Source organism: Planococcus soli (assembly GCF_016881065.1).
Lineage (GTDB): Bacteria > Bacillota > Bacilli > Bacillales_A > Planococcaceae > Planococcus > Planococcus soli.
This window is the reverse complement of the sequence record NZ_WXYN01000007.1, coordinates 25,792-41,467: the sequence shown is the minus strand read 5'-3', so window position 1 is coordinate 41,467 and position 15,676 is coordinate 25,792. Positions and strand designations below refer to the sequence as shown.

20 protein-coding genes are annotated in these 15,676 nt (G+C 44.0%); 14 read left to right on the top strand and 6 right to left on the bottom strand.

Annotated elements, in window-relative coordinates; translation table 11 throughout:
• Positions 1–49: 49 nt before the first annotated feature.
• Genes GJB59_RS02535 through GJB59_RS02525 form a run of 3 tightly spaced genes read left to right on the top strand, consistent with a single transcriptional unit; the run spans position 50 to position 2,263 of the window.
• Positions 50–835, top strand: coding sequence for a transporter substrate-binding domain-containing protein (locus GJB59_RS02535; protein WP_142827396.1), 786 nt, complete (start codon positions 50–52; stop codon positions 833–835).
• Positions 836–893: 58 nt separating this feature from the next.
• Positions 894–1,538 (top strand): amino acid ABC transporter permease, encoded by a 645-nt coding sequence (locus GJB59_RS02530; RefSeq protein WP_142827395.1) that lies wholly within the window; start codon positions 894–896, stop codon positions 1,536–1,538.
• On the top strand, positions 1,535–2,263 hold the full coding sequence (locus tag GJB59_RS02525; RefSeq protein ID WP_142827394.1) for an amino acid ABC transporter ATP-binding protein: 729 nt from the start codon (positions 1,535–1,537) through the stop codon (positions 2,261–2,263). Before GJB59_RS02530 ends, GJB59_RS02525 begins: the two co-directional genes overlap by 4 nt.
• 200 nt (positions 2,264–2,463) lie before the next feature.
• On the opposite strand, the gene GJB59_RS02520 is transcribed toward GJB59_RS02525, so the two are convergent.
• Entirely contained in the window at positions 2,464–2,904 is a 441-nt protein-coding gene (locus tag GJB59_RS02520; protein ID WP_142827393.1) for a peptidylprolyl isomerase, read from the bottom strand.
• A 78-nt stretch (positions 2,905–2,982) separates the two neighbouring features.
• Positions 2,983–3,774 (bottom strand): SDR family oxidoreductase, encoded by a 792-nt coding sequence (locus GJB59_RS02515; RefSeq protein ID WP_142827392.1) that lies wholly within the window; start codon positions 3,772–3,774, stop codon positions 2,983–2,985.
• A gap of 157 nt (positions 3,775–3,931) precedes the next feature.
• On the opposite strand from GJB59_RS02515, the gene GJB59_RS02510 reads away from it, so the two are divergent.
• A complete protein-coding gene (locus GJB59_RS02510) occupies positions 3,932–4,918 on the top strand; it encodes an NAD(P)/FAD-dependent oxidoreductase (RefSeq protein WP_142827391.1) in 987 nt (328 codons plus the stop codon).
• A 45-nt stretch (positions 4,919–4,963) separates the two neighbouring features.
• On the opposite strand, the gene GJB59_RS02505 is transcribed toward GJB59_RS02510, so the two are convergent.
• A complete protein-coding gene (locus tag GJB59_RS02505; RefSeq protein WP_142827390.1) occupies positions 4,964–6,463 on the bottom strand; it encodes a BCCT family transporter in 1,500 nt (499 codons plus the stop codon).
• A 396-nt stretch (positions 6,464–6,859) separates the two neighbouring features.
• Here GJB59_RS02505 and GJB59_RS02500 point away from each other — a divergent pair, with 396 nt between their 5' ends.
• The 6 genes from GJB59_RS02500 to GJB59_RS02475 all read left to right on the top strand — a co-directional run bounded on the left by GJB59_RS02500 (position 6,860) and on the right by GJB59_RS02475 (position 10,555).
• Positions 6,860–7,672 carry a LysM peptidoglycan-binding domain-containing protein gene (locus tag GJB59_RS02500; protein WP_142827389.1) on the top strand — a complete coding sequence of 271 codons (813 nt, stop codon included), beginning with the start codon at positions 6,860–6,862 and terminating at the stop codon, positions 7,670–7,672.
• Between the two features lie 160 nt (positions 7,673–7,832).
• Positions 7,833–7,979, top strand: coding sequence for a hypothetical protein (locus GJB59_RS02495; protein ID WP_236015374.1), 147 nt, complete (start codon positions 7,833–7,835; stop codon positions 7,977–7,979).
• 272 nt (positions 7,980–8,251) lie between these two features.
• Positions 8,252–8,725, top strand: a complete 474-nt coding sequence (locus GJB59_RS02490) for a GNAT family N-acetyltransferase (RefSeq protein ID WP_142827388.1) — start codon at positions 8,252–8,254, stop codon at positions 8,723–8,725.
• Between the two features lie 175 nt (positions 8,726–8,900).
• Entirely contained in the window at positions 8,901–9,308 is a 408-nt protein-coding gene (locus GJB59_RS02485; RefSeq protein WP_142827631.1) for an NUDIX hydrolase, read from the top strand.
• Between the two features lie 77 nt (positions 9,309–9,385).
• The gene (locus GJB59_RS02480) at positions 9,386–9,553 is read left to right on the top strand and encodes a hypothetical protein (protein ID WP_185960017.1); all 168 of its coding nucleotides are present in this window, start codon (positions 9,386–9,388) and stop codon (positions 9,551–9,553) included.
• 60 nt (positions 9,554–9,613) lie between these two features.
• Positions 9,614–10,555 (top strand): magnesium transporter CorA family protein, encoded by a 942-nt coding sequence (locus GJB59_RS02475; protein ID WP_142827387.1) that lies wholly within the window; start codon positions 9,614–9,616, stop codon positions 10,553–10,555.
• Between the two features lie 36 nt (positions 10,556–10,591).
• Here GJB59_RS02475 and GJB59_RS02470 read toward each other — a convergent pair whose 3' ends face one another.
• Positions 10,592–10,903, bottom strand: a complete 312-nt coding sequence (locus GJB59_RS02470; protein WP_142827386.1) for a hypothetical protein — start codon at positions 10,901–10,903, stop codon at positions 10,592–10,594.
• 172 nt (positions 10,904–11,075) lie between these two features.
• Between GJB59_RS02470 and GJB59_RS02465 the strand changes: the two genes are divergently transcribed.
• The 3 genes from GJB59_RS02465 (at position 11,076) to GJB59_RS02455 (ending at position 13,792) form a co-directional block, all read left to right on the top strand.
• Complete coding sequence (locus tag GJB59_RS02465; protein ID WP_185960016.1) at positions 11,076–11,213, top strand: hypothetical protein; 138 nt, start codon at positions 11,076–11,078, stop codon at positions 11,211–11,213.
• A gap of 96 nt (positions 11,214–11,309) precedes the next feature.
• A complete protein-coding gene (abc-f, locus tag GJB59_RS02460; protein WP_142827385.1) occupies positions 11,310–12,941 on the top strand; it encodes a ribosomal protection-like ABC-F family protein in 1,632 nt (543 codons plus the stop codon).
• 89 nt (positions 12,942–13,030) lie between these two features.
• A complete protein-coding gene (locus GJB59_RS02455) occupies positions 13,031–13,792 on the top strand; it encodes an STAS domain-containing protein (protein ID WP_142827384.1) in 762 nt (253 codons plus the stop codon).
• Between the two features lie 147 nt (positions 13,793–13,939).
• Here the strand turns inward: GJB59_RS02455 and GJB59_RS02450 are convergent, their stop codons facing one another.
• On the bottom strand, positions 13,940–14,269 hold the full coding sequence (locus GJB59_RS02450) for a winged helix-turn-helix transcriptional regulator (protein ID WP_142827383.1): 330 nt from the start codon (positions 14,267–14,269) through the stop codon (positions 13,940–13,942).
• Between the two features lie 126 nt (positions 14,270–14,395).
• Here GJB59_RS02450 and GJB59_RS02445 point away from each other — a divergent pair, with 126 nt between their 5' ends.
• Positions 14,396–15,244, top strand: coding sequence for a VOC family protein (locus GJB59_RS02445; protein ID WP_142827382.1), 849 nt, complete (start codon positions 14,396–14,398; stop codon positions 15,242–15,244).
• Between the two features lie 21 nt (positions 15,245–15,265).
• Here the strand turns inward: GJB59_RS02445 and GJB59_RS02440 are convergent, their stop codons facing one another.
• Complete coding sequence (locus tag GJB59_RS02440) at positions 15,266–15,544, bottom strand: hypothetical protein (protein ID WP_142827381.1); 279 nt, start codon at positions 15,542–15,544, stop codon at positions 15,266–15,268.
• Positions 15,545–15,676 lie beyond the last annotated feature (132 nt).

Below are 15,676 nucleotides of genomic sequence, written 5' to 3'. Positions count from 1 at the left end.
ATATTAATATTCAGAAAGACCGATGAAAGAAAACAAGGGGGAACTATTAATGAAAAAATGGAGTCTATTAGCACTATTGATTGCAATGATGCTCGTGCTCGCTGCATGCGGATCTGATGAAAGTGAAGAAGGTACGACAAGCGAAGGTGGCGGCAGCGAAGGAGAAACGTATACAGTGGGTATCGATACCACCTATCCGCCTTTCGAATTTGAAGTGGATGGCGAATACACAGGAATCGACATTGACTTGATCAATGCCATTGCTGATAGCCAGGGCTTTACAATTGAATTCAACCCGATGGACTTTGGCGGAATCATCCCGGCACTGCAGGCAGACCAATTGGATGTTGCCATTGCGGGAATGAGTATTACAGAAGAACGTCAAGCAGTAGTCGATTTTTCAGATCCATATTTTGATGCTGGATTGTCTCTAGTTGTTGCTGAGGACAATACGGACATCATGGCTTTGGAAGATCTTGAAGGGAAAACTGTAGCTGTTAAGAGCGGGACAACGGGTGCACAATTTGCTCGTGACAACGAAGATGAATATGGTTACACGGTTTCCCAATTCGAAGATAGCCCATCGATGTTCCAGGAAGTTTCAAACGGCAATGCCGATGTTCTTCTGGAAGATTACCCGGTTATTGCCTATGCAATTGCCGAAAGTGAACTTTCTTTGAAAACTGTTGGGGAACGATTAACTGGAGATCAATACGGAATTGCGGTATTGAAAGGCGAAAACGCAGAGCTGCTTGAACAGATCAATGCGGGCCTTCAGGAATTGCGCGACAGTGGAGAATATGATGAAATTCTAGCGAAGTATATCGCGGAATAAAAAATGAATGCAGCGCGCAGGAGTGCGCTGCATTTTTTTATGTAAAGGGGATAGGTGTATGGATACAATTGTTAATGCTTTTCCGTACTTAATGGAAGGGCTGCAAGTCACACTGTATATTTTTGCTATTGCCATTGTCTTCGGATTCCTGATCGGCTTGGTTGTGGCACTTTTCAGATTGGCACCATTGAAAATTTTGAACTGGATTGCCAAAATCTTTGTTGATGCTATACGAGGGACGCCATTTATCGTTCAGCTCTTCTTTATCTATTTCGGTTTGAACTCGCTGGACTTTATATCTTTAGATAGTACTACTGCTGGAATCGTCACAGTGGCCATTAATGCGGGTGCCTATTTCTCGGAAATTATCCGTGCAGGCATTCAGTCGATTGATAAAGGGCAGACAGAAGCGGCGCGTTCTCTGGGCTTGAATTCGACACAGAACATGCGCTATGTCATTTTGCCGCAGGCATTCAGACGGATGCTGCCAACCATTACCAACCAGGCGATTATTTCATTAAAGGATACGTCCCTGCTGTCTGTCATTGGGGTTGCAGATTTGACGCAGGAAGGCCGGATTCAGGCCAGTGCAACATTTGATGCTTTTAATGTGTACTTGATTCTGGGGATTATTTACTTCGTCGTCATATACTTGCTCTCCATGCTGGCGAGCTTTGTAGAAAGGAAGTTTGTCTTACGATGACTATGATCAGAGTAGAGAATTTAAAAAAATCATTCGGCAACCTGGAAGTCATTAAAGATATGAGCACTGTAGTGGAAGAAAAAGAAGTCATTTGCGTGATTGGGCCATCAGGTTCAGGGAAAAGCACATTTCTTCGCTGCTTGAACCGGTTGGAAGAAATTACGGGTGGACATGTTTACATTGAGGGTGTGGATATTACGAATCCGAAAGTAGACATCAATCAAATTCGTCAGGATGTCGGCATGGTATTCCAGCAATTTAATTTATTTCCTCATAAATCGGTGCTGGAAAATGTTATCCTGGCGCCGATGAAAGTGAAGAAAAGCGATAGAAAAGCCAGTGAGCAGAAGGCTTACGAATTACTGGATAAAGTCGGATTGCGCGAGAAAGCGAAGGCTTATCCGGGCGAGCTGTCCGGGGGCCAGAAACAGCGTGTTGCCATTGCCCGCGCACTCGCGATGGATCCGAAAATTATGCTTTTTGATGAACCGACTTCTGCGCTTGATCCGGAGATGGTAGGGGATGTACTGGATGTTATGAAGCAATTAGCGCGTGAAGGAATGACGATGGTCGTTGTGACGCATGAGATGGGATTTGCCGCTGAAATGGGTGATCGCGTACTGTTTATCGATGGTGGATATATCGTGGAAGAAAACGTACCGAAGGAATTGTTCGGCAACCCGCAGCATGAGCGGACCAAAGCGTTTTTAAGCAAAGTGTTGTAAAAAATGCGCCTGCGGGCGTATTTTTTTGTGGTGTTTTACCGGTAGAATCATAAATTAGAAGCAATGGATCGTATTTAGCTTGTTATGAATCGTATTTGTCCTGCTGCGGATCGTATTTCACGCGCGACGGATCGTATCTCCCGAAAACAAACAAAAAACCGGCCTGGATCAAGGATCCAGGCTGGTTAAGCTTATAAGTCTTATTCTTCGTCAAAGACGTGAACTTTAGTCATTTTGTCGCCGTTGCTCATTGCTTTGGCAGTCTCAAGTCCTGAAGTCACTTGTCCAAATACAGTGTGAACGCCATCAAGGTGCGGCTGTGGTGCGTGAACGATAAAGAATTGGCTTGAGCCAGTGTCTTTGCCGGCATGCGCCATCGATAAGCTTCCTGCTTGGTGCTTATGCGGGTTGCCTTCAGTTTCGCATTTGATTGTTTTGCCGCTGCCGCCAGCACCAGTACCGGTTGGGTCGCCGCCTTGGCTTACGAAGCCTGGAATTACGCGGTGGAATGTTACGTCGTTGTAAAAGCCAGAGTTTGCAAGCTCTTCAAAGTTTGCAGCTGTGTTTGGTGCTTCGTTCGGGAAAAGTTCGAATTCAATGATTTCGCCGTTTTCCATGTGGATGTGTCCTTTTTTCGCCATTCTAAAAACATCTCCTTTATAATTTGTTCATTTTCCAGTATATCGATTTTTGGGTTGGCTGTATAATGATTTGGCACATTACAGTGCTTTTAATGAACCGCCTTCTATAACCAGTGACTGTCCTGTCAAATAAGAATTGGCAGCAGAAGCGAGAAAAACGATAACTTTAGCGAATTCCTCAGGATCACCATAACGGCCAGCTGGGATATTAGCTTTGCTTTTTTGGATGATCTGCTCAATCGGAACGCCTTGTTTATCTGCTGCAATCTGATCCAGTTCTGCTACCCGGTCTGTGCCAAACCGGCCAGGTCCGACCGTGTTGACCAGAATATTGTCTTTTGCGACTTCACGGGCCAGCGTCTTCGAAAAGCCCACCATTCCTGCCCGGAAAGTATTGGACAAGATCAGGCCGTCAATCACTTCCTTTGTCGAAGAAGAGGAGATATTAATGATGCGTCCGAATTGCTGTTTCTTCATGTAAGGAAGCACTGTGCGCGAAGTTCGGATGTAGCTCAGCAGATTTTGATCAAACGCCTTGTACCAGTCGGCATCTTCCACTGCGTCAAAGCCGCCAGCTTTCGGGCCGCCCGTGTTATTGATCAATACGTCAATTCGGCCAAATTGCTTGACGACAAATTGAAATAATTCCTCTATGTCCTGTTCTTTGGAGACGTCGCAAACATGGGAGAACACTTGCTGGTTTCCAGTAGCTTCTTTTATTTCAGCAGCAGTTGCATCCAGTGATTGCTGGCTGCGGCTTGAGATGATGACGGTCGCACCTTCCTTGGCGAATTCGAGTGCCGTCGCTTTGCCTAAACCTTTGCTTGACGCCATAACTACTACGACTTTTTCCTTGATTCCTAAATCCACTGTCCTCATCCTCTCTGTTCTATCCATTCTTCAGTTTAAGGATAAAAGACGGATAATTCAAACTTTTATTTTTTAAATTTCCGCCATAAGTCCAATGGCGTGAATCCGGGGTAAATATGATAGGATATAGATATTGATTAGATTAGGAGTGTTATAAATGGAAGAACGCGAAGTTTTTGATATTACAATTATTGGCGGCGGGCCAACTGGCCTGTTTGCTTCCTTTTACGGCGGTATGCGCAAAATGAAAGTAAAGATTTTGGACAGCCTTCCGCAGCTTGGCGGTCAGCTGACTGAGCTGTACCCGGATAAATTCATTTACGATGTAGGTGGATTTCCGAAAGTGTTAGCGAAAGACCTGGTGGATAACCTGGTCCAGCAGGCGAAATATGGAGATCCCGAAATTTGTCTGGAAGAAACCGTTACAGCTGCTGAGCGCCACGAGGATCACTTTGTGATTCAGACAGATAAAGGCCTCCACTACACGAAAGTGATTTTGCTGACTGCCGGCGTTGGTGCATTCCAGCCCCGCAAACTTGCAGTTGAAGGATGCGAAGCGTTCGAAGGCAAAACACTTCACTATGGTGTGAAAGATCTGACTCTTTTCAGCGATAAAAAAGTCGTCGTTTTAGGCGGCGGCGATTCAGCGGTTGACTGGGCAATGATGCTTGAAAATGTGGCATCCCATGTGACATTAAGCCACCGCAGAGACAAGATGACTGCTCACGAGGCAAATATCGATGTTTTAATGGAATCAAAAGTGGAAGTGAAAAAGCCATATGGCGTTAAAGAGCTGGTTGGTGAAAACGGCCAGGTCAGCGAGCTTGTACTGATTGACAAAGAAGGCAATGAAGAACGCCTTGATGTAGATCACGTTATTGTCAACTACGGCAATATCACTTCATTAGGCGCCATTAAAGAGTGGGGGCTCGAGATGGATAAAAACTCGGTCATCGTCAATTCCAAGATGGAAACGAGCATTCCCGGCATTTATGCAGCAGGTGATATTGCCACATATGAAGGCAAAGTCAAGCTGATTGCCGTAGGCTTCGGTGAAGCGCCGACTGCCATTAATAATGCAAAATCCTATCTGGATCCAAAATCTAAAGTGCAGCCCCTGCACAGTACCAGCGTTTTTAAATAACAAAAAATAAGAGCCGGCACATTTTTATGTGCCGGCTCTTATTTTTTACTGCCTTTTATTCTTTTTGGCTAATGGATCATGAGAAGCCGCCTTGAGAAAGGAGACTCCCATTAAAATAATGACGACAGAAAAAGGCAGGGCCGCAATGATCAGGGCATTTTGCAGTCCTTGTGTGCCGCCGGTATAAATGACGATAGCAGCAACAGCCGACTGGATAAGCCCCCAAGTGATCTTAACCAAATTCGGCGGATTCAACATGCCGCCAGTTGTTTGCATGCCGAGTACGAACGTAGCCGAATCGGCGGAAGTGATAAAGAAAATCGCGATGACAAACAATGTGATAATAGACAGTAAAGTTCCGAGTGGATAATATTGCAACACCCCGAATGTTGCTGTTTCTAAACTGTATTCAGAAATTTTGGCGATACCGTTTTGTTCAAGGTTTAAAGCAGAAACCCCAAATACCGCAAAAAAGATGAAACATACCAGTGAAGGAACCAACAGTACACCGAGCATAAATTCTTTAACTGTCCGTCCGCGGGAAATGCGGGCGATGAAAATGCCGACAAATGGTGCCCAGGAAATCCACCATGCCCAGTAAAATACTGTCCAGCCATCTACCCAAGCCCGCCGCTCTTCATTAATTGGCTCAAGGTTAAAACTCATGGAGAAGAAGTTGGTCATATAACCGCCAATAGCATCAGCAAATGAGTTAAAAATATAAAGTGTCGGTCCAACAATCAATAAGAGCAAAAGCAGAACAAAGGCAAGAACCATATTGATATTACTCAAGTACTTGATGCCGCGTCCGATCCCGGAAGAGGCAGAGGCAATGAAAAGGACTGTTGCGACAGCAAGAATCAGCATTTGGAATGCAAATGTATTCGGTGTGCCGAATAAAAAGGAAATCCCTTCATTCATTTGAGCAGATCCGAATCCAAGCGTTGAAGCAACGCCGATTACTGTTGCGAAGACCGCCAGCGTATCGATCAGTTTTCCAAGTGGTCCGGCCATCAGTTTTTTGCCGAATAAAGGAATCAGCGTTGCACTGATTAAACCGGGGGCATCGTTATGGAACTTAAAGTAAGCCAAAACGAGTGCAACGATTCCGTATACGGCCCATGCATGCAGTCCCCAGTGGAAAAAAGAGAATTGCATTGCTTCCTGAATTGCCTGATCTGACCCCAGTTCAGCATTTGGAGAACTGATGAATGCGTGTGAAATTGGTTCGGCTGTTGTCCAAAAAACCAACCCCATCCCCATTCCGGCACTAAATAGCATGGCAAACCACGATACGAGAGAAAATTCAGGTTTATCTCCAGGCTTTCCTAACTTCAAATTAGCAAATCTTGAGAATATCAAGTACACGCAGAAAATCAGAATTAGAAAGACTGTCAAAAGATAATACCAGCCGAATGTGCTGGAGATGGCTGCTGTCAATTCGCCCGTCTGTGTCTGGAAGCCTTGAGGTGAAGCCAGTCCCCAAGCAACCAGGCCAATGCAAATTATTAATGAGATCCAAAAAACCGAAGTGATATTTTTCAAGTGACTTCCTCCTTTCATTTTCTATAAACAACTTTTTAATATTCCCTCATATATAGGAGATAAACTGTCTAAGCACAATTTCTTGGTGTAGAAGTTGGTGCAATGATTTTATTTGCCGGCAAATCAGAAGTGTTGGATAGCTGCGCAGTTTTTTGCTGTAGCAGCGGTAATGGAAGAAAGTTGGTTCGATCCAATTCGGATCTTTAACCTCCAGGCATTTAAAATAAGGTTCGGAATTATAAGACTTCGATGCGAATTATCAGTTTTATTACAGCCTGTAATAAAGCGGGCGATCGTGTCACGCAATTGTTATGTTCTATCTGCCATTCTGTCATGTTCCTGAAATGTCGAGGTGTTATGATCATTCCTGTTAGTGAAAAGGAGGAATTTCAATTTATGAAAAAGCAAATCGTTACACTAACTGCTATCGCAGCGTTAAGTGTGGGAGCAGCTACGTCAGCTAGTGCTTCATCATCGTATACAGTTCAATCAGGAGACACTCTCTGGGGAATTTCACAAGATAAGAACGTATCAGTAGAAAGCTTAAAAGGACTAAACAATTTATCCTCAGACTTGATCTTGCCGAGCCAGGAACTTAAAGTTGATGGACAAGCAGCATCAGAAACGAAAGCGGACAACTCAACATATACAGTAAAATCTGGCGACACATTATTCAAAATCGCTAGTGCACACGGAATTTCATTGGACAGCTTAATCAGCTGGAATGGCGTTTCCGGACACCTTATTTTCCCGGGTGAGCAATTGGTTGTCAAAGGCGGAACTGCAACAGCAGAAAAAGCACCAGCTAAAACTGCAGCAGCGCCAGCAGCACCTGCAAAATCAGCGGCACCAGCAAAAGCACCAGCACCAGCAAGTGCTCCTGCAGAAAAAGCTCCTGCAGCAGCTTCAACACAATCTGGTAAAACAATGACAGTGTCTGCAACAGCTTACACAGCTTACTGTGCAGGATGTTCAGGAACTACAGCAACTGGAATTGACCTTCGTTCAAATCCAAACCAAAAAGTAATCGCAGTTGATCCTTCAGTAATTCCACTAGGCTCTAAAGTTTGGGTTGAAGGTTACGGAGAAGCAATCGCTGGCGATACTGGTGGCGCAATCAAAGGAAACAAAATTGATCTATTCATTCCATCACAAGATGCAGCTCTACAATGGGGCCGTAAAGACGTTACGATCAAAGTTTTAAACTAATACCATAATGCTACACAGCCGAGGTGTTCATTCCCTTGGCTTTTTTGTATACATAATTAAGTTCAAGGCAGTCCTGATATTTTGAAGGGCTGCCTTATTGTAAATTGGGGAATTTTGTTGTAATTTCCTGAACTTTAATCATCACAAGGGGGACAGCGTAATGGCAAAAAAAGAAAAGAACTTTTCACGGCGTGACTTTTTAAAAATTTTAGGTATTGCAAAGGGTGCATTGATCGGTGAAGGAATTATCGGCGCCAATACCAATCAGCAGAATGCGGGTTCAACTTCTGCACACCGAATTTTCTGAGCCATCTGCTGGTCTTTCTTCCAATGGCGAGCCTCTATGAAGCGAGCATTTTCATCATCAAGAAAACAGAAGATAGGAAATCAGCAATTGAAGATTCAGTTTGATATACAAAACAGCCTGCAATTTAGGACATGCAGTCTGTTTTGTTTATGTTGAAAGAAAATTCTGATATTTATTGGCAATCGAAACCTAACTGCTATACACTGAAAGAGCAAGCTAATGGCAGGAAATCCGCAAGTGGAAATGGTTATCCATAATGAGGAGGATGCGACATGGCAGTAGAAATCAAAGAAATCCAGGACTTACAGCAAGTAGACGTTTCAAAGCTGGTGGAAGAAAGTGAAGCAGAGGGCTATCGTTTTTTGAGAAGGCTCGTCGACCAGTACGAAGATGGAAGCAATACATTCAATAAAACAGGCGAAGTGCTATACGGAGTGTGGGATCATCATAATCATCTAGTGGCAATCGGCGGTTTAAACCGCGACCCTTATTCCACTAAAGAAGGTGTAGGCAGGCTGCGAAGATTTTATATTTCTGCAAATGCCCGCCGGCAAGGAATCGGAACGAAATTATTGCAGCAAATTCTAAAGGATGCACATGGACATTTCCGCGAACTAGTTGTCCGGACAGACTCCTCTTCAGCGGATGCCTTCTACAGAGCAAATGGTTTCTCAGGAGATCTTGGCCTGCCGGATGCGACTCATGGCATTGTACTGGAACAGGAACAAAGAAAAAAGGCAGAGTAAGGCCCCCGGTTAAACGGCTTGCTTCGGCAAGCTGTTTTGTTTTGCTCTGAATTATTTGCACAACCCCCTCCCGTGTGCTGAAATGTGTGGTAACGTAAAAAGAGCTGGCAGTGTAGTGCCTAACAAAGAAGAAAACTGCTTGTATTGAAAAAGCTATAGGAGAGATCTCATGAAAATGTCGAATTGGCAAGGCGCAGCGGGCGTGTGCGTCAACGAAAAAAACGAAGTGTTATTGGTGTTGCAAGGCGTTCCCGGTGAGGAAAAAAAGTGGACAGTTCCAGCGGGCGGTCTTGAAGAGAGCGAAACAGTGGAACAATGCTGTACGAGGGAGTTCTTTGAAGAGACTGGCTTGACAGTTCGTGTCGTAGAGAAGTTGAACATCAGAGCTGGTCAGTACGAAGACTCGGCAGTTTCCTTTGAAGTTACTTATTTCAAAGTGGAAGTGACAGGTGGTGTAATCGCCTTGCAAGACGGCGACGAATGGATAGAGGCAGTTGCCTGGAAACCGATTTCTGAACTCGGAAACTTGGAGATGGCGTATCCGGATGATGCAGCGCTTATTGAATCACTGGCCGTTCAATAAGCAAAATCGTTTCCTTGGATTATAAAAAAATAAAACGGGTATTTACCGTATAACAGAAGTCCAAGGAGGTGTTTTGGATGAAGAAAGACCGTAAAAGCAAAGAAGGCGAAGAGCTGATTCCAGAAGTTGAGCCGCGCCGGAATATGCCGCCTGAAAAGGATATGGACCCGATGCCGAACAGGGATTTGGAATACAAGGAAAACTCGAATGAAAAATACAAGGACAATACGCAGCAAAAAGAGTAGGCAAGCCAAGTACTGGCTTGCTTTTTGCATCGCGCCGAACGGTCGAAAGGAGACATGATAATGCCGCATTATACGTTTGAAAATGCAGTTTGGCATGAGGAGGACGGTGTCGAAGACTATAGCTTCCGCAAATTCCTTCCCAAAAATGAAAAAATGCTCAGATGGATCGACAAATCAAAAAATCCTGCAGTGAATATCCTTCATACACATACTATCGAAAGCGGAAAGGAATCGCTGTGGGGTTCCTTGATTTACCGGCAAAGTGCAACGTCTGAAGGTTCACGTGAGGTTTTTCATTTCTATTTGTCCCATGAAGTCTTTGTTACGAATAAAATTGATTTCGAAAAAGATGCAGATTTGGAGAAAGAAGAAATTTTGCATCAAATGGAAGGCGCTGCCTCTTCTGTAGAAGTGATGATGATCATCCTAGGCGAAATGGTAGCTTCTATATTACATAAAATTGATAGTTTTGAAGAGCGCCTGCATGATTTGCTGTGGGCAATCAAAGAGAAAAACAATAAAAAAACTTTAGAGAAAATCGAAAATGTACGTCATGAAATTCTCTTATGGAAGCACCTGATCATGGGGTTCCAGGAAATCAAAATGGCGATTGAAGAAACGTTTGGGAAAAGTGTCACGGAAGAAACTGAATACCAACGGACGGCTATCCGCATTGGACGCTGTGTTATGCTCGTCAATTCTTACGAGGACGAAGTCAATAACATGGTTGATATCGAAAATGTAGTGGCCAATTACCGAGGCAACGAAATCATGAAAACTTTAACGGTCCTAACCACTTTGTTCACACCGATTATGGCATGGGGGGCCCTTTGGGGAATGAATTTTGAAAACATGCCAGAATTGAAATGGCAGTTCGGTTACATTGGGGCGTTGCTCGTGATTATTGGTTCGACCTTCGTCCTGTATCTTTATTTGAAACGAAAGGGATGGATGGGGGATATCCTTCAATCGATTGGCAAAAATTCTTCGGGAAAAGAATAAACAAAAACAGGAATCCATCAGGATCCCTGTTTTTGTTTATTTTGCCTTGTCATTTTCAAGCTCCATCAGCAGTTCCGTATAGCGATGAAGGTCCTGATCTCCGTACTTTTCTACGTAGTTTGTAATGGTTTCTTTTAATCCTCTTCGCTGTCGTTCTACTGCCACTAACTTTTCCTTCATTGATTGCCGTCTCCATAGCTCTGCGTCCTGTACATCTTCCATTTTTTCAAGCATGTCAATTTCCGCCAGCAACACCAAAGCTTCAGTCTTTTTGTCTTCGTACTTTTTCAAAGCCTTTTCTACTTTTCGGGTATCGTTGTCAAAAGCCAACTTGGAATACATGGACATTTCCTGATCCCCCTCTCTGCTGAAATGCTGTTACTTTAATGTTTCCCGATTTTAAGGAATTTATACCTACTTTTAAGCGGAGAAAAAGATAAAAAAGAATATTCCGTCAAATTATTGACGGAAAACAGCAGGAAATGTATGATATAAGAAATAAATGAAGGAGGTGGGTAGGATGAATCAAACTGGTAAGCGCATGACAGAATGTCAGGAATATCTATACATTCTTCATGGCGTTACTTTCACTGCAGCAGCTGTACGGGACAAGTCTGTCCTTTTTCAGCCAACTGCATCGAGTGAAAATTACCAGTAAGAGACATCTGCCTGCAAACGGATTTTAGCAAAGGCATGCCTCCTGGCGTGCCTTTTTTGCTGTGCATGCGTCTCTTCAAGTGAGAGGAAGAGGAACATGATCATTAGCCAATTTCAACAAATACTGTGCCATTTTGCGACGCAAAAACTATTCAACCAAATAAAAGGGGAAGTGATGTACGGTCAGCGCATCGGTCTTGTCGGACGAAACGGAGAAGGGAAAACTACTCTTTTGAATGTTTTGGCTGGAACCTTACAGCCCACTGAGGGAGTTGTGACATGGAAAAAAGACTGCAGCATCGGCTTGCTGGAACAGTCGCCTGTGGAAAAGGGAGAGCAGACTGTAGAGCAGCTGATGATCACTGTGTTTTCAGAACTGACGCTTATCCAGCAGCAGCTGACAAAGATGGAACACGAGATGGAAAAGGCATCTTCAGAAGAGTTGGAACGTCTGCTTCTGCGCTATGGCACGTTGCAGGATGATTTTATTCAGCGCGGCGGCTACGACATTGATCTGAAGATTGATCAGGTGCTGAATGGATTGAAAATCAAACAACTGAAATTTGAGCAATGGGGACATCTGAGCGGAGGGGAAAAAACAAAAGTGGGCTTGGCAAAGCTGCTTTTGCAGAAACCCGATTTGTTGCTGCTGGATGAACCGACAAACCACTTGGATCTGGAAGCTATTGAATGGTTAGGTGCATTCATCAGCCATTACAAAGGAACGGTCGTCCTGGTTTCCCACGACCGCTATTTTCTGGATGAAACCGTCACTCATATTTGGGAGCTGGACCAAGGGGACTTGATTCAATATGCCGGTAATTATTCAAACTATGTCAAAGAGCGGGAAGCTCGCCTGCTGATTGAATTCCAGCAATACCAAGATCAGCAGAAGAAAATTCAAAAGATGAAAGAAACCATTAAACGGCTGAAGGAGTGGGCCAACCGGGCCAATCCGCCAAACGCAGGAATGCATCGACAAGCGAAAAGTATAGAAAAAGCCCTAAATCGCATCGAACTTCTCGACCGCCCGGTATTATCAAAAAAACAGATGGCACTTGATTTCAAAATAGATGGACGCAGCGGTAAAGACGTCGTTTTTCTTGACGGAATTTGGAAAGAGTTCGGAGGCCGAATTTTATTCCATGATGTTTCGATGCATATACGCTATGGAGACCGCGCGGCAATTGTAGGCTCCAATGGGTCAGGAAAAACAACCCTGCTCAACATGCTGGTGGGCCAAGGGCATGCTGACGCAGGCGAAGTGAAGCTGGGCAGCGGCTTGTCGATCGGTTATCTGTCACAGCACACGTTGGAGATGGATAATGATCGAACAATTATTGAAGAATTCCGCGACGTGGTTGCCGTTTCAGAATATGATGCACGGCCAATGTTGGCTAAATTCCTATTCTTCGGAAATATGGTTTTCGAGCCGGTTCGGCAGCTGAGCGGAGGCGAGCGAATGAGGCTTCGACTCGCTCAATTGATGCATCAAAACCACAATCTGCTGATTTTGGATGAGCCCACGAATCATCTCGATCTGGAAGCAAAAGAAGTGATGGAAGATGCCTTAAGTGAATTTCCAGGAACCATTATCGCAGTTTCCCACGATCGTTATTTTCTGGATAAGCTGTTTCCAGTGACGTATTGGCTAAGAAACGAAACGGTCGAACGATTTGACGGCAACTATTCAGCTGCAAGAGAAAAAGTCGCAGCTGCTGTAAAATAAAGTTTTTGAAAGAATGGTTAATTTTTGTGCTGTTATGGCATAATAGATGAACACAAGCAAGTGGAAATCAGTAGATAAGGTGGTAACACATGCCAGCTATAGGAAAGATCCCGGAAAATATACTTTTACTGAACGCCCTGGATGTTATCGGGGAAACCATCATTATTGCAGATAGTTCCTATACCATCAGATGGATGAATACCGAAGCATGCCGATTAATGGGTGAAGTCGCTCCTTTATATGGCATGCCGGATTGCGAAGCAATGATTGGGATGAACATGGATGATTTCCACGAGCGTCCGGAGCATCAGAACAAGATTATGCAGAAACTAACCGGAGTTCATCGAACGCGCATTACAATCCGAAATCAAGTGATGACCGATATTGTGATCACTCCCATCATGGGAAGCAGCGATGAACCTGAGGGCTATATCGTTATGCTGATGGATGTTACGATGCAAGCAGAAGAGCAGAAGCGAAGTGCGCAATTGATCAAGGAGCTGTCGATTCCCATTCTGAACATCTGGGACAAGACGATTGCCTTGCCTTTAATCGGAGACTTTGACAAAAATCGTACAGATCAATTGATCGCGACAGTTTTAATGGAATGTTCTGAGAAGCAAATCGAGTACGTCTTAATCGATTTGAGCGGTATCAAGGAGTTCGAAAATCAGGTCCGCTATCAGATTCAAATGATGACTGATACGCTGAACTTGATAGGAGCCACCTGCATACTTGTCGGGATCAGCCCAAAGCTGGCCATGTCAATTGTCCAATTGGACAGCAAGACTCCGATATTCAGTACAGCCCATGAAGGATTAAAACACATCATACAACTGCAGGCAAAATAAAATAAGAGCTTATCCGGTTTACCGGATAAGCTCTTATTTGTTTTAGAGGGAGTATGGTGCGATTAACTGGTTTAGCCATACGGCTGTACGACTGAAAACATGCCGTTTCGCCAAATCGTCTTACACCTGTCAGAGCTACACAGGCGCTTATACTTTTCTTGTTTCAGTTGGTTCTACCCATATTTGTGACCAGTTTTGGATTTCATCCATAACCGGTTTTAGGGAAATTCCTTTTTCGGTCAATGCATATTCAATTCGTACGGGTGTTTCCGGGTAGACGGTTCGTGTAACGAGTCCTTCGGCTTCCAGATTTTTCAGGCGTTCCGATAAAAGGCGGCCGCTGATGCCGATAACTTCAGTTAAATGGCTGAAGCGCTGGGGACCGGATAATAATTGGTAAATAATTAAACCTGTCCAGCGTTGGCTGAGCAGAGAAATAGCTGTCTCAAAACGGGGGCAAATGACGGAAGTATCCATACTCCTCACTCCTTTTCTCCAATAATAGCATAAATAGTAGATTCTTTAAAGGAATTAAGTTACTTGACAGTGTTAAGTTTAATAAATATAATTGGTTACATAAAGTAACTAAAGGGAGAGAGATATATGAACTTTCATCAGAAGCCAGTGACTTATGTAGGTGAAGTAGGATTAAAAGTAATGGATATTAAGAAAATGACACAATTTTACGAGGAAATCATTGGATTTGAAGTGATTTCAGAAGCGCCGACGATTGTAGAGTTGGGTGCAGCCGGCAAGGTCTTGTTGAAGCTTGAGGCCATTGAAGGAATCGCACCAAAACAGGATCGTTATGCAGGACTGTACCATTTTGCGATTTTAGTGCCGAGCAGAGAAGATTTAGGGAAAGTTCTTGTTCACCTCCACCAGAATGGAGTTCAGTTGGGTTCTTCCGATCACCTTGTCAGTGAAGCCTTGTATCTGTCGGATCCGGAAGGCAACGGCATCGAAATTTACCGTGATCGTGAACCGGAACAATGGAACTGGAGCAACGATGAAGTTTCGATGGCAGTAGACCCGATTGATGCCCAAGGTTTAGTGGAAGCGGCGCAAAAATCATCAGAGCCGTGGAAAGGGATGCCTGCTGCTACAGTAATGGGGCATATCCATTTGCATGTTTCAAACTTGGCGGATGCTAAAAATTTTTACGTAAATGGACTTGGTTTTGAAGTGGTTACAAGCATGGGCGGTCAGGCCTTGTTCCTGGCTGACCAGAAATATCATCACCATATTGGCATGAATGTTTGGAATGGCACCGGCATCCCGGCGTTGCCCGAAAAAACAGCAGGCCTGCATTACTATACGTTAATAATTGAAAGTGAAAAACGAAATAAACTGGCAGATAATCTGCGTTCGATGGGAACTGAAGTTGCACAATATGATGATTACTGGGAAGTGAAAGATCCTTCTGGCAACCTGATTCGTTTAGTTGTTTGATGAAAAGAAAAAGCCGACTCGTCATTCGAGTCGGCTTTTGTCGTTCAAGGAGGCTCTGTCACAGCTGTTGTCAATTGCTGTAAAAGCTGTAGTGGTGAAAGCTGCCTGTTCAGGAATGTCAGTAGTCACCTGATTTTGCGGCGGAATTTCTGGCAGGTCGTTCTGGCGTGTTTCGATATATGCGTACATTCTTTCCTGGTTAATCACTTTTTCCAAAGGATTGCCGTAAAAAGATAAGAGGATTAATCCACATGCTCCAACAATTAAAGTGATGCCCAAAAGTGAAAGGAATCCCTTCATACTAAATCCCGCCTTCTCATGTTTGCTTACTATAAAGAACGATGCATCACGCAAGAAAGTTCCCTATTGCTGTACATTGCCGTTTACGGGATACTTGGAGCAAGAGTAAATCAGATTCAAATCGAAGGTGGG